Raw genomic sequence first — 23409 nt, forward strand, 5'->3', positions numbered from 1 at the left:
GACCCACGGGGGCTGGTACTTCGACTGCATGGAGCCGAACTTCTGTCAGGCTCCGCCAGGAAACGGGTCAGGAGACTGTACGGAGTCGACGGCAGGATTTTCTTGCCGGGCTTCGTAGGGTCGGTACATGACCGTTGTGGACGAAACCCCGGGCGAGCCGAGTGACACCCGTGGCCGTGTGGCCGAACTGCTGGCACTGCGCGAGCAGGCCCGCCGCGGACCGAGTGACCGGGCTACCGAGGCGCAGCACGCCAAGGGCAAGCTGACGGCGCGTGAGCGCATCGAGCTTCTGGTCGATCCGGGTTCGTTCAAGGAGGTCGAGCAGCTGCGCCGGCACCGGGCGACCGGATTCGGCCTGGAGGCGAAGAAGCCGTACACCGACGGCGTCATCACCGGCTGGGGCACGGTCGACGGCCGTACGGTCTTCCTCTACGCGCACGACTTCCGGATCTTCGGCGGCGCCCTGGGCGAGGCCCACGCCACCAAGATCCACAAGATCATGGACATGGCCATCTCGGCCGGGGCCCCGCTGGTCTCGCTGAACGACGGCGCGGGCGCCCGTATCCAGGAGGGCGTCAGCGCGCTCGCCGGATACGGCGGCATCTTCCAGCGCAACACCCGGGCTTCCGGTGTCATCCCGCAGATCAGCGTGATGCTCGGCCCGTGCGCGGGCGGCGCGGCCTACTCCCCGGCGCTCACCGACTTCGTGTTCATGGTCCGCGACACCTCCCAGATGTTCATCACCGGTCCGGACGTCGTGAAGGCGGTCACCGGTGAGGAGATCACCCAGAACGGCCTCGGCGGCGCCGATGTGCACGCCGAGACCTCGGGCGTCGCGCACTTCGCGTACGACGACGAGGAGACCTGCATCGCCGAGGTCCGCTACCTGATCGGGATGCTGCCGTCCAACAACCGGGAGAACCCGCCCACCGTGGCGAGCGACGACCCGGCCGACCGGCGCGGCGACGTCCTGCTGGACCTGGTGCCGGCCGACGGCAACCGCCCGTACGACATGCACAAGGTCATCGAGGAGCTCGTCGACGACGGCGACTACCTGGAGATCCACGAGCGCTGGGCCCGCAACATCATCTGCGCCCTGGCCCGGATGGACGGCCAGGTCGTCGGCATCGTCGCCAACCAGCCGCAGTCCCTCGCCGGTGTCCTGGACATCGAGGCGTCGGAGAAGGCGGCCCGGTTCGTCCAGATGTGTGATGCATTCAACATCCCCATCATCACTCTTTTGGACGTACCCGGCTTTCTGCCCGGGGTCGACCAGGAGCACGGTGGAATCATCAGGCACGGTGCGAAGCTGCTCTACGCGTACTGCAACGCCACCGTGCCGAGGATCTCGCTGATCCTGCGCAAGGCGTACGGCGGTGCGTACATCGTGATGGACAGCCAGTCCATCGGTGCGGATCTGACGTACGCCTGGCCGACCAACGAGATCGCGGTGATGGGCGCCGAAGGCGCCGCGAACGTCATCTTCCGTCGACAGATCGCCGACGCCGAGGACCCGGAGGCCATGCGGACCCGCATGGTCAAGGAGTACAAGGCCGAACTGATGCACCCGTACTACGCAGCGGAGCGCGGCCTGGTCGACGACGTCATCGACCCCGCCGAGACCCGCGAGGTGCTGATCGCCTCGCTCGCCATGCTCCGCTCCAAGCACGCCGACCTGCCGTCCCGCAAGCACGGCAACCCCCCGCAGTAGTCCGCGGCTCTCCCAGCGCCCCTGCCGGACCCGCGAAGACCTGCCGAGAAGACGGAGAAACCACCCATGAGCACTGCCACCGAGTCCGTGCTGCGTGTCGAGAAGGGTCTTGCCGACCCCGAGGAGCTGGCCGCGATAACCGCGGTCCTGCTCGCCCGCGCAGCCGCCCAGCCCGCCGCGACCCCCGCCCACCGCGGCCGCAGCACCGCCGGCTGGCGCCGCCTGGAACGCACCCCGGGCTTCCGCGCCCCGCACTCCTGGCAGGGCTGACAGACACCCGCAGCGCGTGAGGCCCCGCACTCCTCCTGGAGTGCGGGGCCTCACGCGCTGCGCGGCCCGAAGGCCTCGCAGCACCTCCGGGGTCTTTCGTCCGGATCAGGCCGGAGCCCGCGAGCCCGGCGTGATCCGAACGAGAGGCCCTAACGCAGCCGTGCCATCAGCGCGTGCTCCACGAGCGTGATCAGCGCGCTCTTGGCGTCCGCCCGGTGCCGGGCGTCCGTGGTGAGGATCGGGGTGTCGGGGCCGATCTGGAGGGCTTCGCGGACTTCGTCGGGGGTGTAGGGCTGGTGTCCGTCGAAGCCGTTGAGGGCGATGACGAAGGGGAGGCCGCTGTTCTCGAAGTAGTCGACGGCGGGGAAGCAGTCGGCGAGGCGGCGGGTGTCGACGAGGACGACGGCGCCGATGGCGCCGCGGACCAGGTCGTCCCACATGAACCAGAAGCGGTCCTGTCCGGGCGTACCGAAGAGGTACAGGATCAGGTCCTGGTCCAGGGTGATGCGACCGAAGTCCATCGCCACCGTCGTGGTGGTCTTGTCCCCGGTGTGCGTCAGGTCGTCGATGCCCGCGGACGCGGACGTCATCACGGCTTCGGTGCGCAGCGGATTGATCTCCGAGACGGCACCGACGAACGTGGTCTTACCCACGCCGAAGCCCCCTGCCACCACGATCTTCGCCGAGGTAGTGGAGCGGGCTGCTCCGCCGCTAGAGCTTGCGAAGTCCACTGAGCACCCTTTCGAGCAGTGTCACATCTGGCTGGCCGCCGGCGGACTCGTCGCCGCCGGGCTGATGGATAGCGACGAGTCCGGCCTCTGCCAGGTCGGCTACGAGGATCCGGGCAACGCCGAGCGGGATCGAGAGCAGTGCCGAAATCTCGGCGACCGACTTGATCTCGAAGCACAGCCGGCAGATCCGCTGGTGCTCGGGCAACTGCCCTTGCAACCGGGACGGATCGGCCGTGGTACTGACCAACGCCTCAATGGCGAGTTGGTAGCGCGGCCGCGTCCGGCCGCCGGTCATGGCGTACGGACGGACCAGCGGATTGTGCGCGGCCGGCTCGACGGGCTCGGGGGCCTGCCGCGGCTGCACGGGCTGGATGCGGGGCGACTGGGGCGGTTCGTAGCGGTATGGCCGCTGCGGAGGCCACCCGGAACCCTGCTGGGCGCCCTGCGGCTGCTGCGGCTGGTGATACGGCTGCTGCGGCTGCTGGTAGGGCTGGTAGGGCTGCTGCGCGCCCTGCCTGCTGGGTGCCGAGGGGAAGTTGAACCGGTTGTCCCCGTGCTCACCCGGTACGTTCTGGCCACCGTTGTGCCGGTGTCCGTCTGGGGGTGTTGTCACGATTCCTCCTCCGCCTGCCGGTCCCGATCCCAGTGGGGCCGCGCCACCGCACTTTATGGCGCGGTGGCGCGAAACGCACTGTCTGTCTACTAGTTAAGAAGACTTCCCTGAAGTTCGGCGCGGAGGTCCGGGGTGAGGACGCCGCCCGCGCGGTCGACAAGAAGGGCCATTTCGTACCCGACCAGACCGATGTCGGCGTCCGGGTGGGCGAGCACGGCCAGCGAGGAGCCGTCGGAGATGGACATGATGAAGAGGAATCCGCGTTCCATCTCCACCACCGTCTGGTTCACGGCGCCGCCTTCGAAGATCCGGGAGGCGCCCGCGGTCAGCGAGGTCAGACCGGAGGCGACAGCCGCCAGCTGGTCGGCGCGGTCACGCGGAAATCCTTCGGACATGGCCAGCAGGAGTCCGTCGGCGGAGACCACCACCGTGTGCGACACCCCGGGGGTGTTGTCCACGAAGTTGGTGATCAACCAGTTCAGATTCTGCGCCGCCTGGCTCATCGGGCTCACACTAACGCTCCTGGTGGTAGGTATTACTTGTGTCCGAACCCGCGTTACGTCCCCGCAGTACGCCGCGCCGCAGGTTGCTCAACCTGCCGCGGACGTCCTCGGGGGCGCGGGAGACCTGAGGGCCGCCCTGCAGGGTCTGCTCCGCCGTACCCTCGACCAGATTGGCCTTGGGCACCCGCCGGGGAAGCCCGGACGGGGTGATCCCGCCCGCCTTCGGCTCCCGGAGCTTCTCGGCCCGCTCCCAGCGCTCGTCGTTCGTCGAACGCCAGTCGTCGGGGCCGTTCCCGTCCTGCCGCGCCGACGGCTGCTGCTGCGGCAGTTCCTCCTGCTGCTGCGGCTGCTGTCGCGCGGCTGCGGGCCCGTTGTTCCCGCGACCGGTGGGCTGCCAGTGCTGCTGACCGCCCCGGCGCGGCAGACCGGCTTCGGTCAGCTCGTGGCCGGAGTTCGGGGTGGGCCCCGGACGGTCGAAGCCTACGCGTTCCTGCGGCTCGGCGGGGGTGCTCGGAGCAGATTCCGCTTCGATCTGCGCCGACGGTTCATACGCTTCCTGGTACGTGCCCCGATTTGCCCACTCGTCCTGGTGGGGCTGGGGGGTGAACTGCTCCTCGTACGACGGCTGCGCGTTCTCGCCAGCCGCATATTCCGCCTCCGCATAGCCATTTCGCGGGGTGTGGCCGGACTGCTCGGCGAAGCCCGCGCCACCACCGTAGGGGGCGTAGCCGCCCTCGTACGGAGCCTGTCCGTACTGCTCCTGCCGCGGCTCCTGGGCGTACCCGTTTCCGGCGTACGGGCTGTCGGCCGCCTGGTCCCCGGCGTACGGGTCCGGCGCGAACCGAGGGTGCTCACCCGTCGTCTGCGCCTCCAGCGCGGCCCGGCGCTCCTCGCGCATCAGCGACCGGCCCACCGGGTCCAGCCGCGTGGCGTCCGCCGACGGCTGCTCGTAGCGCGAGTCGTCGAAGCCGAGCTCCGCCGCCGTGCGCAACTGCGGCTGCGGCGCCGGTTGTTCGAAGCTCTGCTGCTGCGGAATGATCGAGGAGACGGTGAAGTCGTCCTGCGCGGAGGCCGGTTCGCCGCCGCCACCGTGGGTGATGGCGTCCGGCAGCATGACCAGCGAGGTGGTGCCGGCCTGCTCGCCCGAGGGCCGCAGCTGGACCCGGATGCCGTGCCGGTCGGCGAGGCGGCCGACGACGAAGAGACCCATCCGCTGCGACACCGCGGCGTCCACGGTCGGCGGGTTGGCCAGCCTGTGGTTGATGTCGGCGAAGTCCTCCGCGGTGAGACCGATGCCCTTGTCATGGATCTCGATCATCACGCGGCTGTCGGGCAGCCGGGTCGCCGTGACCCGCACCTTGGTCTGCGGCGAGGAGAACGTGGTGGCGTTCTCCAGCAGCTCGGCCAGCAGATGCACGAGGTCGGTGACGGACTGGCCGTGGATCTCGGTCTCCGGCACCCCGGACAGCTCGATGCGCTCGTACGACTCCACCTCGGAGGCGGCGGCCCGCAACACGTCGACCAGCGGTACCGGCTGGTTCCAGCGGCTGCCCGGCTCCTCGCCGGCCAGCACGAGGAGGTTCTCGCCGTTGCGCCGCATACGGGTGGCCAGATGGTCCAGCCGGAAGAGGCTCTCCAGCTGGTCCGGGTCGGCCTCGTTGTTCTCCAGGGCGGTGATGAGGCTCAGCTGGCCCTCGATCAGCGACTGGTTGCGACGCGACAGATTGGTGAAGATCGCGTTGACGTTGCCCCGCAGCATGGCCTGCTCGGCCGCCAGCCGCACCGCCTCGCGATGGACCTGGTCGAAGGCGCGGGCGACCTCGCCGATCTCGTCGCGGCTGTCGATCGGGATCGGCTGGACGCGGGTGTCGATCCGGCCCGGATCGGTCCGGGAGAGCTGGTCGACCAGCATCGGCAGCTGCTGCTCGGCGATCCCGAAGGCGGCGGTACGCAGATGGCGCATCGAGCGGCTCATCTGGCGGGCCATCAGCCCGGCCAGGACGAAGGCGGCCAGCAGGGCCACGATCACGACGGCGGCGTTGACGACGGCGTCTTTCCTGGCGCCGGACGAGATGTCCGCGGCCTCGGTCACGGCCTTCTCGACGAGTTCGTTCTCGACCGTGGTGTAGCCGTCGAACTTGGCGGTGGCGGCGGCCATCCAGCTCTCGGGCGTGATGCCCTTGGCGGCCAGCTTCCGGGGGGACTGGCCCTGCCCGATCTGCTCGGCCATGCCGTCGAAGACCGAGCCGTCGACACTGGGCGGCGCGACGAACGGGACCCCCGCGGCATCGGCCTGCTCCCTGGCCTTCTTCAGCTTCTTCGTACCCTCGGCCGACGCCGCGGCCATGACCTGCCGCAGCCGGGCCGCGTCGGCCTCCGTACCGCCGGAGAGGAACTCGCCGCGCGCGATCCGCTCCAGGTAGTTGTACGAGCCGAAGGCCTTGACCTGGGCGTCGAACTTGGCGCTCTCCTGGCTCGGACGCACCAGCAGGTGCATGCCGATGGAGCGCTGAAGCGATTCTGCAGCCTTGGCGAGCTCGATGGCGTAGACCGTACGGCCGTAGCTGGTGATGTTGCCGGTGCCCAGACCCAGCTCGTTGCAGAACTCCATCAGGGAGTGCTGCACCTGGACGTAGCCCTCTTCCGTCTTCACCGGGTCCATGGCCTCGGCGTAGGCGGCCTTGCGCAGCTCGGGGAGTCTGGGCTCCTCCAGCCGGAACAGCTGAAGACGCCGCTCCAGGCCCTGCTTGCGCGGCAGGTCCTTCACGGCCTTGTCGAACTCGGCCGCGGCGGCGTCGGTGGTGGCCCGGACCCGGTCGACGACGGCGGCGTCCCGGTTGTTCGACAGCAGGGGCTGAGCGGTGAGGTCGCGCTCGTCGAGGAGCGCCTGGCCGTACGCGGAGGCCGCTCGCACGACCAGCGCGGTCTTCTCGGCGTCCTGCGCCTCCCGCCAGGTGTCGATCGACCCCTTCACCTGGAAGCCGCCCATGACCAGGCCGACCAGTACCGGGATCAGGAGGATCGCGTTCAGCCGGGTGGGGACCCGCCAGTTGCGCGGGGCCAGTCGACTGGTGCTGCCGCCGGACTTCGCCGCTTCGGACACGCCGGAAGGCGACGCCGCGGCGCGCGGCGGCGGGGTGAAGTTGCCCCGCTCCGACTGCGCCGCGGAGCCCTCGTTGCTTCGCCTCACTCGACCAACAACCTCTCGGCGTCGGCACCTACGCTGTGCCGTGTTTCGTTCAGGGCCGTACTACTCCGGAGTTCATCGAATTCCAGCACGGGGACCGGTCGCGTTCCAAACAGTCGGAATCAGCCATTCCGAGTGGTCCAGGCCTCAGATAAAACGGGCATAAAGAACGAGCCCCGTCAAAAGGCGGGGCTCATGTGAGCACAGCGGCACCGATTGAACGCATCGGGTGCTGAACGCAGGGCAATTCTCTGTCGAAACGTTATGAATACGGGGGCGGATCGTGTCAAAGGACACAGCCCGCCCCCGTTTGGTTACGGCAACTGCCGTATGTCAATACAGACTTGTGCTTACTTCAGCCGTGCCATCAGCGCGTGCTCCACAAGCGTGATGAGGCCGCTCTTGGCGTCCGCCCGGTGCCGGGCGTCCGTCGTGATGATCGGGGTGTCGGGGCCGATCTGGAGGGCTTCGCGGACTTCGTCGGGGGTGTAGGGCTGGTGTCCGTCGAAGCCGTTGAGGGCGATGACGAAGGGGAGGCCGCTGTTCTCGAAGTAGTCGACGGCGGGGAAGCAGTCGGCGAGGCGGCGGGTGTCGACGAGGACGACGGCGCCGATGGCGCCGCGGACCAGGTCGTCCCACATGAACCAGAAGCGGTCCTGTCCGGGCGTACCGAAGAGGTACAGGATCAGGTCCTGGTCCAGGGTGATGCGACCGAAGTCCATCGCGACGGTGGTCGTCGTCTTGCCGCCGGTGTGCGTCAGGTCGTCGATGCCCGCGGACGCGGACGTCATCACGGCTTCGGTGCGCAACGGGTTGATCTCCGAGACGGCACCGACGAACGTGGTCTTACCCACGCCGAAGCCCCCTGCCACCACGATCTTCGCCGAGGTGGTGGCCCGGGCAGCACCGCCACTAGAGCTTGCGAAGTCCACTGAGCACCCTTTCGAGCAGTGTCACATCCGGCGCGCCGCCGGCCTCTCCATTGCCCGGCTGGTGGATGGCCACCATGCCGGCTTCCGCCAGGTCCGCGACGAGAATCCGGGCCACACCGAGCGGCATCGACAGCAGCGCCGAGACCTCGGCCACCGACTTGACCTCACGGCAGAGGTGGCAGATCCGCTGGTGCTCGGGGAGCAGCGTCCCCAGATGCGCCGGGTCGGCCGTGGTCGAGACCAGCGCCTCTATCGCGAGCTGGTAGCGGGGCCGGGTCCGGCCGCCGGTCATGGCATACGGACGGACCAGCGGCTGGTCGCCTTCACCGTCGTACGACGCGTGGTGCAGTGCGCCGTACGGATCGGGTGAGGCGGGTGGCGGGGTCATGGATCCTCCGGGCGTGACAGCAGGGTGTCGGCTTGCCGTCTGAACGGGGCCGGTGGGGCTCTGAGCGGCCCGACGGGCGAGGGATGAGGGCGTTTCCTGGGGCTATGGAGTCTGTCATCGATCCGTGGCCGCCTAGTGGAGCAGGCTGCCTTGGAGCTCGGCGCGGAGGTCCGGGGTGAGGACGGTGCCCGCCCGGTCGACCAGGAGGGCCATCTCGTACCCCACCAGACCGATGTCGGCGTCCGGGTGGGCGAGCACGGCCAGCGAGGAGCCGTCCGAGATGGACATCAGGAAGAGGAACCCGCGTTCCATCTCCACCACGGTCTGGCTGACGGCGCCGCCTTCGAAGATCCGGGAGGCGCCCGCGGTCAGCGAGGTCAGACCGGAGGCGACGGCCGCCAGCTGGTCGGCGCGGTCACGCGGGAAACCTTCGGACATGGCCAGCAGGAGTCCGTCGGCGGAGACCACCACCGTGTGCGACACCCCGGGGGTGTTGTCCACGAAGTTGGTGATCAACCAGTTCAGATTCTGCGCGGCCTGACTCATCGGGCTCAACTAACGCTCCTGCTGGTGAGTGGGGCCGAGTGGAAAACTGCCGGTCGACTGGCCGTTGTTGGCCTGCCGCCCCTGTTGGATGCCCCGGCGGAGATTGGTCAACCGCCCGCGCACATCGTCGGGCGCACGCGACACCTGAGGACCGGACTGGTGGTTCTGCTGCTGGGCGGTGCCCGGTACCAGGTTGGCGCGAGGTACCCGGCGAGGCAGTCCGGAGGTGGTGACTCCGCCTGCCGCGGGCTTCTTGACCCGCTCCGCCTGCCGTACGAGTTCGTCGTTCGGCGAGGGGCGCCAGGAACTTGTGGTGGAGCCCGGATCGCCCCCGCCGCGGCGCGGCGCCGCGGGAGCGGGACGCTCCTGGGCCGGCTGCTCGGGGAACGCGGACGCCTGCGGCTCGGCGGGCGGCTGCTGGCCGCCCTGCTGCGGGCCGTGGAACCAGTTCGTCTCCAGGGTGTCGTACAGCGGCGTACGACCGTCCCCGGGGCCGGCCGCCGGCGGCAGCGCCTCGGGCTGCGGCTGCGGCGGCAGGACCGGACGGTACTGCCCGTCACCGCTGGGCGCGGCGGGCGGACGCGGGGCACCGAAGTCCCCGTTGCCGCCGTCGCGCTGACGCGGCGCCGGCAGCCCCTGGTCCTGCGGCTGTCCGAAGTCGGGGCGGGCGAACTGCGCGGTGCTCGCCGGGTCCTGCGACGACCGGTCCAGCGGGGACTGGCCCTGCGGGGCCGGCGCCGAGAAGTCCGGGCGGGCGAACTCGGCGGTGGAGCCGGGACCCTGCCGGTCGTCCAGGGGCGGCCGCTGCGCGAACGGCGGGCTCATCGGACGCGGGAACTGGCCGGTGGTCTCGGGCTCCTCGTGGCCGCGCGGGGCGTCCAGCGGGGTACGCCGCGGCGCGGACGGCTCGTCGGCGCCCCAGCTGGTGGTCTGCGAGCGCTGCGGCTGCGGATTGCCACCGGGCAGCTCGGCACGCGGGCCGCCGACCGGGGGCAGCTGGCGACCGGGCTCGGCCGGGCCGCCGGCCTGCGGGAAGCCGCCCTGGGCCGGATTCTGCCGGGCCTGCTGCGGCTGCGGGGCCCCCCACGGAGCCGGGCCGTTCGCCCGTCCCTGCTGGTCGTCGCGGCCCTGCTCGTTCCAGTCCTGGTTCTGGTTCTGGTCCTGGCGGTTCTGGCCGAACAGGTCGGGACGGCCCGAGTCCGTACGGCCCGCTCCGTCGCCCTGGCCGCGCGCACCGAGCCGGGCACCGTTGCCGAATGCCCCGGCGAGGCCGCCGCCGTGACGCTGCGGCTCCTGGCGCGGGTGGTCCTGGTGGCCGGCGTCGACCGGCCCGGCGGGTGGGAAACCGGCGTTCTGCTGGCCCGGCTGGTTCTGCGGCCGGCGGGGTCCGCCGTCGCGCGAGGGCAGTGCGGCGCGCGGGCCCGAGCCGGCCCCGACCTGACCACGCCCGGCGGCCGGGCTCGGGGCGAGCCGGCCGGCCGGGGCCGCCGGGGCACCGCCGAGGCCGGGACGGGAGCCGTTGCCCGGTCCCGTACCGCCGGCACCGCCGAGCAGACCACCGGGGGCGGGCTGCTGTCCCGGCCCCTGCTTGGGGACCGGCTGCTTGTTGCCGTGCGCGACATCCACGGGCAGCATGACCAGCGCGGTCGTACCGCCGGAGTCGGAGGGCCGCAGCTGGATCCGGATGCCGTGACGCAGGGACAGCCGGCCGACCACGAACAGACCCATGCGCCGGGAGACCGAGACGTCCACGGTGGGCGGCGAGGCGAGCCGCTCGTTGATCGCCGCGAGGTCCTCGGGGGAGAGGCCGATACCGGTGTCGTGGATCTCGACCAGCACCCGCCCGTCGGGCAGCGCGTGACCGGTGACCCGGACCTTCGTCTGCGGCGAGGAGAACGACGTGGCGTTCTCCAGCAGCTCGGCGAGCAGGTGCACGAGGTCGTTGACGACCCGGCCCGCGACCTCGGTGGCGGGCACCGCGGCCAGTTCGATGCGCTCGTACTGCTCCACCTCGGAGGCGGCGGCGCGCAGCACGTCGACCAGCGGGACGGGGCGGGTCCACCGGCGGCCCGGCTCCTCGCCCGCGAGGACGAGGAGGTTCTCGCCGTTGCGGCGCATACGGGTCGCGAGGTGGTCGAGCTTGAAGAGCGAGGAGAGCTGGTCCGGGTCGGCCTCGCGCGACTCCAGTTCGGAGATGAGCGACAGCTGACGCTGGATGAGGCCCTGGCTGCGGCGCGAGAGGTTGGTGAACATCGCGTTGACGTTGCCCCGCAGAAGGGCCTGCTCGGCGGCGAGGCGGACCGCCTCGCGGTGCACGTCGTCGAAGGCCGCGGCCACCTGGCCGATCTCGTCCCGGGAGTGCACACCGACCGACTCCACCGAGGTGTCGACGTCCTGCGGGTCGGCCTCGGAGAGCTGCTTGACGAGCTCGGGCAGCCGGTCCTGCGCAACGCGCGTAGCCGTGTCCTGGAGCCGCCGCAGCGAGCGGATCATCGACCGGGCGACGACGAAGGCACCGACCAGCGAGACACCGAGCACCAGCAGGATGAGCGCACCGCTGATGATCGCTTCGCGCTTCGACTCGTCGCGGAGCTCGCGGGCCTTGCCCTCCATGTCGCCGAGGAGGGTCTCCTCGATGGTCTTCATCGCCTGGATCTTGGTGGAGCTCTGGTCGTACCAGTCCAGGTACGAACGCCGCGCCGTGCCGGTCATGCCCGAGGGGCTGTCCAGCACCTTCTTCGCGTAGGTGTTGGCGGCCTTGATCTCCGGGTTGCCGTCGTCCAGCGTGGCGGTCAGCTCTTCGGCGTTGTTGCCGGTGGCCGCGTAGACGGCGGCGAAGGAGCGGCGTGCCGAGGTCTCCTTGCGCAGCGCGGCGCGGCCGAACTGCTGGTCGTTCTTGTCGAGGTGCGGCTGCTTGTCGTTGCCGGCGGGCAGCGCCGCGGCGATGATCGCCCGCTGGACCGAGGCGTACTCCTTGGCGGAGGAGAAGGCCGCCAGCGCCCGGGTCCGCTTGATCATCTCCGAGTTGCTGGTCGCCTGCGCCATGTCCTGCGAGAGGCTCAGCAGCGAGGTGATCAGCTGGCTGTACTGGTCGACGGTCTGGAGACTCGGGGTGTCCTTGGTGTACGCCGTCTTGCGGATCTCGCGGATCTCGGTCAGCTGGCTGGCGATCTGCTGGACGCTCGAGTAGATGCCTTCGAGGGCCTCGTCGCCGGTGGGGTCGCCGATCGAGTTCGTGGCGTCGAGGAAGGCCGTCTTCGCCCGGTCGGTCTTCTTGCGGGGCTCGGTGACCTTGAAGTCGTCGGTCTTCGCCCCGTTGGCCAGCGGACCGGCCGAGCGGTCGCGCTCCTCCTGGAGCGCCTGGGCGAGCGTGGTCGCCTGCTTGGTCATCCTGGTCAGCAGCTGCATGTGGTCCAGCTGCTGCATGTCGTTCATGGAGTCATTGATCCGCAGGCCGCCCAGCGTGGTCGCGGCGACCACGGGAAGGGCGAGCAGGGAGACCAGGCGCGTGCTGATGCGCCAGTTGCGCAGGGCCACCCGCGAGCCCGTGCTGACGGGGCCCCGGGGCTTGAGCGACGAGATGGGATCGGTGCTGCCGGACACCGTGGCACCGGGGGTCCGGTCGCGGTCGCCGCTGTCGCCGGCCGGGGCCGGTCCGGGGTTCTGGGCGTGCTGGGGCGAGGAACCGCGGTCGGTCCCACCGTGCGGCTCCTGTTCCGCCGCAGCGCTGCCATCCCTCTTGAAACGTCCCTGCACTAGCGTCGCAACCTCTGGACCAGGCGTCCCTCCGCGCGAAGCGGGTGGGACGGTGTCGGCGTCGTGGGACGTTGTGTCCGCCCCATGGTGGTCGTGAGTGACCGGCGCTCTTCCCCTTCCCGCCGCCACTCGGCGCTGCGTTGCGCCCCTGCGCGCCGGCCCTGAAACCCGCGGCGGTGCGTGGAATTCCAGCACAGTGCCGGATCTCCAACAAGGGCCCCGTGTCCGGCCGCGACCCGGGTGACGCGTTGTGACGAATGAGTAACAAGCCGTGGAGTGTGTTCATGGGCAAAGTGGATCATTGCGGGTGAATCGGCAGAGAGTGAAGGGTGTCCCAGTCGACATGATCAGGAGCGGAATGGCTGATTCAGTGCCGCAATGTCCGTTTCTGTCGAGGTGCTCGGGCGCCTGAAATGGGTCGATTGTCGACGCGGTCGTGAGCAAACTCACATGATGATCGCCGTCTCATCCGGGCTTCCGAAGGGAATCGGATGTTTAGCCTGACGCTTTACAGGGATGGCAAATCCGACAACCGGCGCCCCTCCGGGCGGCGCCCGTACCGACAGGGTCCGAACGGCAGATGAAGACGACGATGATGTTCCGCAACATTGCCAACCCCCGGCGCACCACGCTGGCGCACCTCAGGGACGCCGACGAGCTGCGGACGCCGGAGCTGCCGGAGCACGCCGTCGACCTGCCCACCCAGACGGCCAACCCCCGCCGCACCATCCTCATGGAAGCCCCGGCCACCGCCGCGGCCCCGGAGTAATGCGCGCGTTGTCCCCCCCTCACCCGCGTTAGCCTGGAGCGTCAGTCTTCCAGCCAGCAAGTGAGGGGCGACAGCATCCCGTGCGCATCGCCAGGTTCTCCATCGACGGCAATGTCGCCTTCGGCGCCGTCGAGGGCGAGGGGCCCGATGGTCTCGTCCTCGACATCATCAAGGGCATCCCGTACGCCGAGTTCGAGCTCTCCGGGACCAAGGTCCCGCTGAGCAAGGTCCGCCTCCTGCCGCCCGTGCTCCCCAACAAGGTCGTGGCCATCGGCCGCAACTACGCGGAGCACGCCGCGGAACTCGGCAACGAGGTACCGGACGTCCCCGTCGCCTTCTTCAAGCCCACCACCTCGGTGATCGGCTCCGGCGACGCCATCGAGTACCCCTCCTTCTCCCACGAGCTGCACCACGAGGCCGAACTGGCCGTGGTCATCGGCCGCATGTGCCGCGAAGTGCCGCGTGAGCGCGTGAAGGACGTCATCTTCGGCTACACCTGCGCCAATGACGTCACCGCCCGCGACGCCCAGAAGCGCGAGAAGCAGTGGGCCCGGGCCAAGGGCTTCGACACGTCCTGCCCGCTCGGCCCGTGGGTGGAGACCGACCTCGACCCCGGCGACCTGACCATTCAGGCCACGGTCAACGGCGAGCAACGCCAACTGGGCCGTACGAGCGACATGATTCGCTCGATCGAGGATCTGGTCGTCCACATCACGGAAGCCATGACGCTGCTCCCGGGCGATGTGATCCTCACCGGCACTCCCGCAGGGGTCGGACCCCTCCATGTCGGCGACGAGGTCGCCGTCACCATCGAAGGCATCGGCACTCTCACCAACAAGGTGATCAAGCGTGGTTAACGCATCCTCCCCCAAGCTCCCGGCCCCGCTCGGCCAGGGGGCAACCCCCCGCGTACGGTTCTGCCCCTCCCCGACCGGCAACCCCCACGTGGGCCTGGTCCGCACCGCCCTCTTCAACTGGGCCTTCGCCCGGCACCACGGCGGCACCCTGGTCTTCCGCATCGAGGACACCGACGCCGCCCGCGACTCCGAGGACTCCTACAACCAGCTCCTGGAGTCGATGCGCTGGCTCGGCTTCGACTGGGACGAGGGCCCCGAGGTCGGCGGCCCGCACGCCCCGTACCGCCAGTCGCAGCGCATGGACATCTACCGGGACGTCGCCGAGAAGCTCCTCGCCGGCGGGTACGCGTACCACTGCTACTGCACCACCGAGGAGCTCGACGCCCGGCGGGACGCCGCCCGCGCCGCCGGCAGGCCTTCCGGCTACGACGGCCACTGCCGTGACCTCACGGCCGAGCAGACCGCCGCGTACGAGAACGAGGGCCGCACCTCCATCGTCCGCTTCCGGATGCCCGACGAGGCGCTCACCTTCACCGACCTGGTCCGCGGCGAGCTGACCTTCCAGCCGGAGAACGTGCCGGACTACGGCATCGTCCGCGCCAACGGCGCCCCGCTCTACACGCTGGTCAATCCGGTCGACGACGCGCTGATGGAGATCACCCACGTCCTGCGCGGCGAGGACCTGCTCTCCTCCACCCCGCGTCAGCTCGCCCTCTACAAGGCGCTCATCGAGCTGGGCATCGCCAAGGGCACCCCCGCCTTCGGCCACCTCCCGTACGTCATGGGCGAGGGCAACAAGAAGCTCTCCAAGCGCGACCCGCAGGCCTCGCTCAACCTCTACCGCGAGCGCGGCTTCCTGCCCGAGGGGCTGCTCAACTACCTCTCCCTGCTCGGCTGGTCGATCGCCGAGGACCGCGACATCTTCTCCATCGAGGAGATGGTGGCCGCGTTCGACATCAAGGACGTCAACGCCAACCCGGCGCGCTTCGACCTGAAGAAGTGCGAGCACATCAACGCCGAGCACATCCGCAAGCTCGACGTGAAGACCTTCACCGAGGCGTGCGGCCCCTGGCTGAAGGCCCCGTTCGCCCCGTGGGCCCCGGAGTCCTTCGATGCCGACCGGTTCGCTGCGATCGCCCCGCACGCCCAGACCCGCGTCACGGTCCTCTCGGACATCACCGCCAACGTCGACTTCCTCTTCCTCGACGAGCCGGCGACGGACGAGGCGTCCTGGGCCAAGGCGATGAAGGAGGGCTCCGACGCCCTGCTCGTCACGGCCCGCGCCAAGCTGGCCGACGCCGAGTGGAACGCGGACGCCCTGAAGAACGCCATCCTCACCGCGGGCGAGGAGCACGGACTGAAGCTCGGCAAGGCCCAGGCCCCGGTCCGCGTGGCCGTCACCGGCCGCACGATCGGCCTGCCTCTCTTCGAGTCCCTGGAGATCCTGGGCCGCGAGAAGACCCTGGCCCGCGTCGACGCGGCACTGGCCAAGCTGGCCGCGTAGCCGCCGCGGGCGGAGCGGAGGCCGGGGATTCCACGGAGGAGCCCCGGCCTCCGCCGCCCGGTGCAGCCGGGGCCGGCTGCACCGCGCGACCCCCGCTGTCGGTGGGCGGAAGTAAGCTCGCAGGGTGATTACTGGCGAACTGAAGAGCACGGTGGGGCGCGTCTGGGACGCGTTCTGGTCGGGTGGTATCTCCAACCCGCTGGAAGTGATGGAGCAGATCACCTACCTGCTCTTCGTCAAGCGGCTGGACGAGCTCCAGACGGTCAAGGACCGCAGGGCGAACGCCACGGGCACACCCGACCCCGCCCCGTTCTTCACCCGCGAGCAGCAGGATCTGCGCTGGCAGAACTTCAAGGTCAGGGATCCCGAGATCATGTACGGGCTGGTCGCCGAGGGCGTCTTCCCGTACCTGCGCCGCATGGGCGGCAACGAGTCGACGTACGCGCACCACATGAAGGACGCGCGCTTCACGATCCCGAGCGCGAACCTGCTGGCGAAGGTCGTCGACCTCCTCGACGAGATCTCGATGGGGTCCAGCGACACCAAGGGCGACATCTACGAGTACCTGCTCGCCAAGATCGCCTCCGCCGGCCAGAACGGCCAGTTCCGCACACCCCGGCACATCATCGACCTGATGGTCGAGATGACCCGGCCCGGCCCCGGTGACGAGATCTGCGACCCGGCGTGCGGCACGGCGGGGTTCCTCGTCCAGACGTCGTCGTACGTCAAGCGGACCCACGCGGACGCGCTGCTGGGCGCCGAGCAGCGCAAGCACTTCAACGAGTCGATGTTCCACGGCTTCGACTTCGACAGCACCATGCTCCGCATCGGCTCGATGAACATGCTCCTGCACGGTGTGGAGAACCCGGACATCCGCTACCGCGACTCCCTCGCCCAGTCGGCGGCGGGCGAGTCCGAGAAGTACTCCCTGATCCTCGCCAACCCCCCCTTCGCGGGCAGCCTCGACTACGAGTCGACGGCGAAGGACCTGCAGGCGATCATCAAGACGAGGAAGACGGAACTCCTCTTTCTGGCTCTGTTCCTGCGCCTCCTCAAGCCCGGTGGCCGGGCGGCGGTCATTGTCCCGGACGGTGTCCTGTTCGGCTCGTCCAAGGCTCACAAGGAGCTGCGCAGGATGCTGGTGGAGGAACAGCAGCTCCAGGCGGTGGTGAAGCTTCCGAGCGGCGTGTTCAAGCCGTACGCCGGAGTCTCGACGGCGATCCTCTTCTTCACCCGCACGGACAGCGGGGGTACGGAGGACGTCTGGTTCTACGACGTCAGGGCCGACGGGCTGAGCCTCGACGACAAGCGCAACGAACTCCTGCCGGAGGACCGCCTGGGCGTCCGCCCGACGGGCGGACCCCTGACGGCGGCCGAGCACGCGAAGAACAACCTCCCCGATGTCCTGGCGCGGTGGATCGAGCGCGACGGCTCGGAGCGCAGCCGGGCGAGGACGGAACAGAGCTTCTGCGTCTCGAAGGCGGAAGTCGCGGGCCAGGGATACGACCTGAGCCTGACCCGTTACAAGGAAATCGTCCACGACCGGATCGAGACGCGGGCCCCGCTGGAGATTCTGGCCGACCTGGAGCTCATCGAAAAGGAGATCGCCCAGGGCACGGAGGAGCTCAGGGGGATGCTCGGGTGACACTCCCCGCAACTGCTCGGCTCGGTGAGCACGTGTCCTTCCTCTCCGGGTTCGCCTTCAAGTCCGCCTTTTTCAACACGGAGGGCGAAGGGCTTCCGATCGTCAGGATTCGCGATGTCAAGGCCGGTCGTTCGGACACCTGCTACAGCGGCGAATACGATCCCAAATTCATCGTGTCCGACGGTGACCATCTGATCGGAATGGACGGGGAGTTCTCGCTGGCTCGTTGGCGCGGGGGCAAGGCCCTGCTGAACCAGCGGGTCTGCAAGGTCGAGAGCGTGTCCGACCGGCTCGATGCCGGGTATCTCGTGAGATTCCTGCCGTCGGCGCTCAAGGCCATCGAGGACGCCACACCGTTCGTCACGGTGAAACACCTCTCCGTGAAGGCGCTGAGGGACATCGAGGTCCCCCTGCCTCCGCTCGCCGAGCAGCGCCGTATCGCCGCGGTCCTCGACCAGGTGGACGCTCTGCGCGCGCGACGCCGCCGGGCCGCCGCCCTCCTCGCCGACCTGGCCGGCTCCGTCTTCCTCGACATGTTCGGCGGCCCGTCCGACATCCTGGAGAACTGGCCGACCCGGCCGCTGGGTGAGGCCCTGGATTTCCTGACCAGCGGTTCACGGGGGTGGGCGAAGTACTACACCGATGATCCACGCGTGCTGTTCCTGCGGATTCAGAACGTACGCGGTGGCGAACTCCTGCTGGACGACATCGCGTACGTGACCCCGCCGCGGACCAAGGAGGCCGAGCGGACCCGGGTCCGGGCGGGCGACGTGCTCCTGAGCATCACGGCCGACCTGGGACGGGTGGCGGTGGTCCCCGAAGAGCTGGGTGACGCGCACATCAACCAGCACCTCGCGATCCTGCGGGCGCCGTCGTTGAACCCGAACTTTCTCGCTGAATACATTTCGAGCCCGGCCGGGCAGCGCCAGATCCTGGGAAGGAACCGGCAGGCGGTGAAAGCCGGTCTCAACTTCGACGACGTGCGGTCCCTGCGGATTCCGGTCCCCCCGCGGGACATGCAGGACACGTTCGACCGGCGTCTTCGGGAGACCAGGCGCACACGGGACGCGCACCACGTCCACCTCGCCCGCCTCGACGAACTCTTCGCCTCGCTTCAGCAGCGTGCCTTCACGGGGCAGCTCTGGGAGCACGAACCGGCACAACCGTAACGAACCGCGCTACCACCGCACGATCCGGGCGTCGGCCGCGCCCGGTCCGGGGAGTCCCGGGCACGGCCGGCGTCTGCCGCACGACGTACATCGCGCACGCGACAGCGACATCGCACCAAGGGGAGAGGGGCGCCTTCGCCATGGGCAGCAACCAGGGAACCGACCGCACCGGCCACGGCGGTGACGAGCACACGAGCCGACCCGGCCGCCTCCGACCGCCCCGCCCCACCCCCGGCCCCCCTCCCGGCCACCGCCCGCCGCCCGCATCCGCCGCACGCGACGTCCCCCGCCCCGCCGGGAACTTCGGCTTCCTGCTGGCCGAGTGGCCCGCCCTCCACGAGGAGGCCACCCGCGCCGAGCGGTTCACGTACAGCGACCCCCGCGCCGCCTGCTTCTACGCCCGTCGCGCCATCGAGCTCGCCGCGCACTGGATGTACGACCGGGACAGTTCGCTCCGGGCGCCGTACAAGAGGGACCTGAACGCGATGCTGCACGAGCCGTCGTTCCAGACGCTCGTCGGGCCCACCGTGGGCGCCAAGATGGACATCGTCCGGCGCCAGGGGAACCACGCCGTCCACAAGCAGGCGCCCGTGCCCGCACAGACGGCCGTCGCCGGCCTGCGCGAGCTGTTCCACTCCCTCTACTGGTTCGCCCGCACCTATACCGGCGAGAACCACGAGCTTCCCGCCGCGGGCATGGCGTTCGACACCGCCGCCATCCCGCGGCTCCTCTCGCCCGAGGCCCGTCCCACGAACCAGGCCGAGCTGCGCAAGCAGGCCGAGGACGACCAGAAGCGGTACCAGCGGCAGGCCGACGAGCTCAGGGCCGCCCGCGAGCGGGGCGACGCCCTCGCCCAGCGGCTCACCGAGCTCCAGGCGCAGGTCGCCGCCGCCAAGGCCGCCAACCAGCGGGTCCGCGACACCCACGACTACGACGAGGCCGCGACCCGCGACACGTTCATAGACCTCCTCCTCAGGGAGGCCGGCTGGGATCCGGCCGCGCCGGACGGCGAGACCGCGCGCAAGCTCACCGCCGAGCACCCGGTCACCGGCATGCCGACCGCCTCCGGCAAGGGGTACGCCGACTACGTGCTGTGGGGCGCCGACGGCAAGCCCCTCGCCGTGGTCGAGGCCAAGCGCACCCGCCGCGACGCGCGCGACGGCCACCAGCAGGCCAAGCTGTACGCCGACGCGCTGGAGGCGGAGTTCGACCGCCGCCCGGTGATCTTCTACACCAACGGCTACGAGACCTACCTGTGGGACGACGAGCTCGGCTATCCGCCCCGACCGGTCCAGGGCTTCCTCACCCACGACCAGCTCCACTGGCACATCAGGCAGCGCGCCTGCCGCCTCTCCCTCACCACGACCCCGGTCAACGAGAAGATCGCGGGCCGCCCGTACCAGCTGCGGGCGATAGCGCGCGTGGGGGAGGCGTACGAGCGCGACCGCCGGCGTCAGGCGCTCCTCGTCATGGCGACCGGTACGGGCAAGACCCGTACCACCGTGGCCCTCGTCGACCAGCTGAAGAAGGCCGGGTGGGTGCAGCGCGTGCTGTTCCTCGCCGACCGCCAGGCCCTGGTCACCCAGGCCAGGAAGGCGTTCCGGGAGCACTTGCCGCAGACCCCGGTGGCGAGCCTGCTCGACGACAAGGACGCCTCGGCACATGTCTTCGTCTCCACCTACCAGACGATGATGAAGCAGATCGACGTCACCGACGACGCAGGCCGCCGCCGCTTCGGCCCCGGCTACTTCGACCTGATCGTCATCGACGAGGCGCACCGCTCGGTCTACGACAAGTACGGCGAGATCTTCCGCTACTTCGACGCGCTCCTGCTGGGCCTGACGGCGACCCCCAAGGACGACATCGACCGCAACACCTACAAGCTCTTCCAGCTGGAGGACGGCGTCCCCACCGACTCCTACGGCCTCGACGAGGCGGTGGGGGAGGGCTACCTGGTGCCGCCCAAGGCGGTCAAGGTGCCGCTGAAGTTCATGGAGCGCGGGATCAGGTACGCGGACCTCTCCGAGGAGGAGAAGGCCGAGTGGGACGCCAAGGAATGGACGGAGGACGGCCAGGTTCCCGACGTCGTCAGCCGCCACGAACTGGACACGTACCTGTTCAACGCGGACACCGTCGACAAGATGCTGGAGGTCCTCGTCACCCGGGGCCACCGGGTCGAGGGCGGCGACCGGCTCGGCAAGACGATCATCTTCGCCAAGAACAACGAACACGCCCGCTTCATCGAAGAGCGCTACAACGCGAACTACCCGCAGGGAGCGGGCCGCACCGCGCGCGTCATCACCTACAAGGAGACGTACGCCCAGTCCCTGATCGACGCATTCTCCAACCCGAAGAACCCGCCGGACGCACCCGACATCGCCCTCTCGGTCGACATGCTCGACACCGGCATCGACGTGCCCGAGGTCGTGAACCTCGTCTTCGCCAAGCCGGTCTTCTCCAAGACCAAGTTCTGGCAGATGATCGGTCGCGGCACCCGCCTGCGCGAGAAGCTGTACGGTCCCGACGCGACCGCCCCGGACCACAACAAGCAGAACTTCCACGTCTTCGACTTCTGCGGCAACATCGACTTCTTCAACAGCGAGCTGGACCGGGCCGAGGGCCGCAGGAGCACACCCCTCGCCGAGAGGCTTCTGCAACGGCAGCTCGACCTGATCCGTGCTCTCGACCGCCGCCGGCAGCCCGACCCGAACCGGGACGCCGGGCCGGACGCGATCGCCACCGAGGCCGAGGTCCGGTGGGCGTTCGCCCACCGACTGCACGAGAACGTCACCGCGATGAACCCGGACAACTTCCTGGTCCGCCCCCACCGCCGCGAGGTGGAGACATACAGCGACTTCACGAACTGGCACCGCATCGACGACGACGCGGAGGCCGCGATCCGCGAGCGTCTGCTCCCCCTGCCCAGCGCCCGACGGCCGGACGAGACCGAGAACGGCGAGGAGGCCAGACGGTTCGACCTGCTGGCGTACGACCTCCAGCTCGCGGCCCTCGAAGGCCGCAGGGAGTTCGCACTGCTGCGGGGCCGGGTCCAGGCGATCGGCGAGTCCCTGCTGACCAAGCGGAACATCCGCGCCGTGGCGGAACAGGCCGAGCTGCTCGAAGCCGTCGCGGGGGACGCGTGGTGGCAGGACGCCACCCTGCCGATGCTGGAGGAGATGCGCCGCAGGCTGCGCACCCTGGCGCGGCTCGTCGACGACCCGGCCAAGCGCAAGGTCGTCTTCACCGACTTCGAGGACGAGTTCGGTGAGATCACCGAGGCGGAGATCCGCGGTGTCCCGACCGGAACCGACGAACAGCGCTTCCGGCAGAAGGCCCGCGCCTACCTGCTGCGCCACGAGGACCAGCCGGCCGTCCACAAGCTGCGCAGCAACCAGCAGATCACCGGTGAGGACCTGGCCGGCCTCGAAGAGGTCTTTCTCGCCGAGGCGGTCGCCTCGCCCGAAGACCTCGAAGCGGTCCGTGCGACCGGCGGTCTCGGTGTCTTCGTCCGCAGCCTGTGCGGACTGGACAGGCAGGCGGCCCAGCAGGCGTTCGAGAGCTTCACCGCGGGCAGGCAGCTGAGCGCCGCCCGGCTGGACTTCGTCACACTGATCGTCGACGTGGTCACGAAGCGTGGTCTGCTCGACCTCGGCGACCTGTACGAAGTCGGCAGCCCCTTCCACGACCGGGCGCCCGGTGGCCCGGACGACCTGTTCACCCCTGAGGAGATCCGCGACCTGAGGACCGTCTTCACCGGCCTGCGGAGCACCGCGAAACCCGGCGAACCCGCCGCGTAGGTATCTACGCTGGGTCGCATGACGATCCGCGCGGTCCTCTGGGACATCGACGACACGATCTTCGACTACACGGGCGCCGACCGCGCCGGCATGCGCAAGCACCTCGAACAGGAGGGCCTGCCCGACGGATACGACTCCGTCGAGCAGGCCCTCGTCGCGTGGCGGGCGATCACCGATGTGCACTGGGCGCGGTTCGCCGACGGGGAGACGGACTTCCGGGGCCAGCGCCGGGACCGGGTGCGGGAGTTCGTCGCACGGGCGCTGGACGACACCGAGGCCGACGACTGGTTCGCCCGGCACGCGGCCCACTACGAGGCCGCCTGGTCGCTCTTTCCCGATGCGCTGCCCGCTCTGGACCTGCTGGCCGACGGGTTCCGGCACGCGGTGCTGTCGAACTCCAGCATCCACAACCAGGACCGGAAGCTGCGCGTGCTCGGTGTGCGGGACCGGTTCGAGGCCGTGGTGTGCGCTGTGGAACTGGGCGTCTCCAAACCCGAGGCCGGCGCCTTCCACGCCGCTTGCGAGGCGCTGGCGCTGGATCCGCGGGAGGTCGCGTACGTGGGGGACGAGCCGGACATCGACGCGGCCGGAGCCGTGTCCGCGGGGCTGGCGGGGATCTGGCTGGACCGGAGCGGCCGCGGCGGACGGCCCGAACTCGTCCGTATCAGCGGGCTCGATCAGCTGCCCGGCCTGCTGGGGCCCGCCCGACCCTGATCCGCCGGACCGGCCCGGCGGGCGATACCCGTTTTGGAGCGCCGGACACCTTCGGGTAATGTTCTTCCTGCGCCGCCCGAGCGGAACGAAAGATCCGAACGGGAAGCGCAAGCCAAACAAAACCCCTTCTAGGGGTTGAGTTTTGGTGGGCTATGGTGTAATTGGCAACACTACGGTTTCTGGTACCGTCATTCTAGGTTCGAGTCCTGGTAGCCCAGCGCAGAGATGCACTGTAGTAACAAGCCCCCGTTGTGTAGCGGCCTAGCACGCTGCCCTCTCACGGCAGTAGCGCCGGTTCGAATCCGGTCGGGGGTACA

The 23409-nt window shown here is 69.6% G+C and carries 17 protein-coding genes and 2 tRNA genes; 11 read left to right on the forward strand and 8 right to left on the reverse strand.

Going from position 1 to position 23409, the window contains the following annotated elements; all coding sequences use genetic code 11:
- Positions 1 to 127 precede the first annotated feature (127 nt).
- Positions 128 to 1711, forward strand: a complete 1584-nt coding sequence (locus ACFVT1_RS29570) for an acyl-CoA carboxylase subunit beta (RefSeq protein WP_362203969.1) — start codon at positions 128 to 130, stop codon at positions 1709 to 1711.
- A gap of 66 nt (positions 1712 to 1777) precedes the next feature.
- On the forward strand, positions 1778 to 1981 hold the full coding sequence (locus ACFVT1_RS29575) for an acyl-CoA carboxylase subunit epsilon (protein WP_362203972.1): 204 nt from the start codon (positions 1778 to 1780) through the stop codon (positions 1979 to 1981).
- A 149-nt stretch (positions 1982 to 2130) separates the two neighbouring features.
- On the opposite strand, the gene ACFVT1_RS29580 is transcribed toward ACFVT1_RS29575, so the two are convergent.
- From ACFVT1_RS29580 to ACFVT1_RS29615, 8 genes are all read right to left on the reverse strand, one after another.
- A complete protein-coding gene (locus ACFVT1_RS29580; protein ID WP_014048542.1) occupies positions 2131 to 2712 on the reverse strand; it encodes an ATP/GTP-binding protein in 582 nt (193 codons plus the stop codon).
- Positions 2693 to 3325: a DUF742 domain-containing protein gene (locus tag ACFVT1_RS29585; protein WP_389800802.1), complete on the reverse strand. Its 633-nt coding sequence runs from the start codon at positions 3323 to 3325 to the stop codon at positions 2693 to 2695. The genes ACFVT1_RS29580 and ACFVT1_RS29585 overlap by 20 nt, the downstream gene beginning before the upstream one ends.
- Before the next feature lie 89 nt (positions 3326 to 3414).
- Complete coding sequence (locus tag ACFVT1_RS29590; RefSeq protein WP_073771622.1) at positions 3415 to 3828, reverse strand: roadblock/LC7 domain-containing protein; 414 nt, start codon at positions 3826 to 3828, stop codon at positions 3415 to 3417.
- A gap of 10 nt (positions 3829 to 3838) precedes the next feature.
- Positions 3839 to 7018, reverse strand: coding sequence for a nitrate- and nitrite sensing domain-containing protein (locus tag ACFVT1_RS29595; protein ID WP_389800804.1), 3180 nt, complete (start codon positions 7016 to 7018; stop codon positions 3839 to 3841).
- A 347-nt stretch (positions 7019 to 7365) separates the two neighbouring features.
- Positions 7366 to 7947 (reverse strand): ATP/GTP-binding protein, encoded by a 582-nt coding sequence (locus ACFVT1_RS29600; protein ID WP_072487286.1) that lies wholly within the window; start codon positions 7945 to 7947, stop codon positions 7366 to 7368.
- On the reverse strand, positions 7928 to 8335 hold the full coding sequence (locus ACFVT1_RS29605; RefSeq protein WP_003966010.1) for a DUF742 domain-containing protein: 408 nt from the start codon (positions 8333 to 8335) through the stop codon (positions 7928 to 7930). The genes ACFVT1_RS29600 and ACFVT1_RS29605 overlap by 20 nt, the downstream gene beginning before the upstream one ends.
- A 132-nt stretch (positions 8336 to 8467) precedes the next feature.
- Positions 8468 to 8890 carry a roadblock/LC7 domain-containing protein gene (locus tag ACFVT1_RS29610; RefSeq protein WP_003966009.1) on the reverse strand — a complete coding sequence of 141 codons (423 nt, stop codon included), beginning with the start codon at positions 8888 to 8890 and terminating at the stop codon, positions 8468 to 8470.
- Positions 8891 to 12637, reverse strand: coding sequence for a nitrate- and nitrite sensing domain-containing protein (locus ACFVT1_RS29615; protein WP_389800806.1), 3747 nt, complete (start codon positions 12635 to 12637; stop codon positions 8891 to 8893). It lies immediately after the preceding gene.
- Positions 12638 to 13217: 580 nt separating this feature from the next.
- Between ACFVT1_RS29615 and ACFVT1_RS29620 the strand changes: the two genes are divergently transcribed.
- The 9 genes from ACFVT1_RS29620 (at position 13218) to ACFVT1_RS29660 (ending at position 23407) form a co-directional block, all read left to right on the forward strand.
- Positions 13218 to 13406: a hypothetical protein gene (locus tag ACFVT1_RS29620; RefSeq protein ID WP_389800808.1), complete on the forward strand. Its 189-nt coding sequence runs from the start codon at positions 13218 to 13220 to the stop codon at positions 13404 to 13406.
- Positions 13407 to 13486: 80 nt separating this feature from the next.
- Positions 13487 to 14263: a fumarylacetoacetate hydrolase family protein gene (locus ACFVT1_RS29625; protein WP_362203988.1), complete on the forward strand. Its 777-nt coding sequence runs from the start codon at positions 13487 to 13489 to the stop codon at positions 14261 to 14263.
- Positions 14256 to 15767, forward strand: coding sequence for a glutamate--tRNA ligase (gene gltX / locus ACFVT1_RS29630; RefSeq protein ID WP_389800810.1), 1512 nt, complete (start codon positions 14256 to 14258; stop codon positions 15765 to 15767). The genes ACFVT1_RS29625 and gltX overlap by 8 nt, the downstream gene beginning before the upstream one ends.
- Positions 15768 to 15891: 124 nt before the next feature.
- The gene (locus ACFVT1_RS29635) at positions 15892 to 17412 is read left to right on the forward strand and encodes an N-6 DNA methylase (protein ID WP_389800811.1); all 1521 of its coding nucleotides are present in this window, start codon (positions 15892 to 15894) and stop codon (positions 17410 to 17412) included.
- Positions 17409 to 18581, forward strand: a complete 1173-nt coding sequence (locus ACFVT1_RS29640) for a restriction endonuclease subunit S (protein ID WP_389800813.1) — start codon at positions 17409 to 17411, stop codon at positions 18579 to 18581. Before ACFVT1_RS29635 ends, ACFVT1_RS29640 begins: the two co-directional genes overlap by 4 nt.
- 140 nt (positions 18582 to 18721) lie before the next feature.
- Positions 18722 to 22378: a DEAD/DEAH box helicase family protein gene (locus tag ACFVT1_RS29645; RefSeq protein ID WP_389800815.1), complete on the forward strand. Its 3657-nt coding sequence runs from the start codon at positions 18722 to 18724 to the stop codon at positions 22376 to 22378.
- 18 nt (positions 22379 to 22396) lie between these two features.
- Positions 22397 to 23092 (forward strand): HAD family hydrolase, encoded by a 696-nt coding sequence (locus ACFVT1_RS29650; RefSeq protein WP_389800817.1) that lies wholly within the window; start codon positions 22397 to 22399, stop codon positions 23090 to 23092.
- Between the two features lie 146 nt (positions 23093 to 23238).
- A tRNA-Gln gene (locus tag ACFVT1_RS29655) sits at positions 23239 to 23310 on the forward strand.
- A 24-nt stretch (positions 23311 to 23334) separates the two neighbouring features.
- Positions 23335 to 23407 (forward strand) — tRNA-Glu (locus ACFVT1_RS29660).
- Positions 23408 to 23409 lie beyond the last annotated feature (2 nt).

This window comes from Streptomyces sp. NPDC057963 (genome assembly GCF_042887155.1).
Taxonomy (GTDB): Bacteria; Actinomycetota; Actinomycetes; order Streptomycetales; family Streptomycetaceae; genus Streptomyces.

What these genes read in the sequence shown, in the direction of transcription:
- ACFVT1_RS29645 (WP_389800815.1), top strand. Translation starts at nt 18,722, where the DNA reads ATGGGCAGCAACCAGGGAACCGACCGCACCGGCCACGGCGGTGACGAG.
- ACFVT1_RS29605 (WP_003966010.1), bottom strand. Translation starts at nt 8,335, where the DNA reads ATGACCCCGCCACCCGCCTCACCCGATCCGTACGGCGCACTGCACCAC.
- ACFVT1_RS29570 (WP_362203969.1), top strand. Translation starts at nt 128, where the DNA reads ATGACCGTTGTGGACGAAACCCCGGGCGAGCCGAGTGACACCCGTGGC.
- ACFVT1_RS29590 (WP_073771622.1), bottom strand. Translation starts at nt 3,828, where the DNA reads ATGAGCCAGGCGGCGCAGAATCTGAACTGGTTGATCACCAACTTCGTG.
- ACFVT1_RS29575 (WP_362203972.1), top strand. Translation starts at nt 1,778, where the DNA reads ATGAGCACTGCCACCGAGTCCGTGCTGCGTGTCGAGAAGGGTCTTGCC.
- ACFVT1_RS29620 (WP_389800808.1), top strand. Translation starts at nt 13,218, where the DNA reads ATGAAGACGACGATGATGTTCCGCAACATTGCCAACCCCCGGCGCACC.
- ACFVT1_RS29650 (WP_389800817.1), top strand. Translation starts at nt 22,397, where the DNA reads ATGACGATCCGCGCGGTCCTCTGGGACATCGACGACACGATCTTCGAC.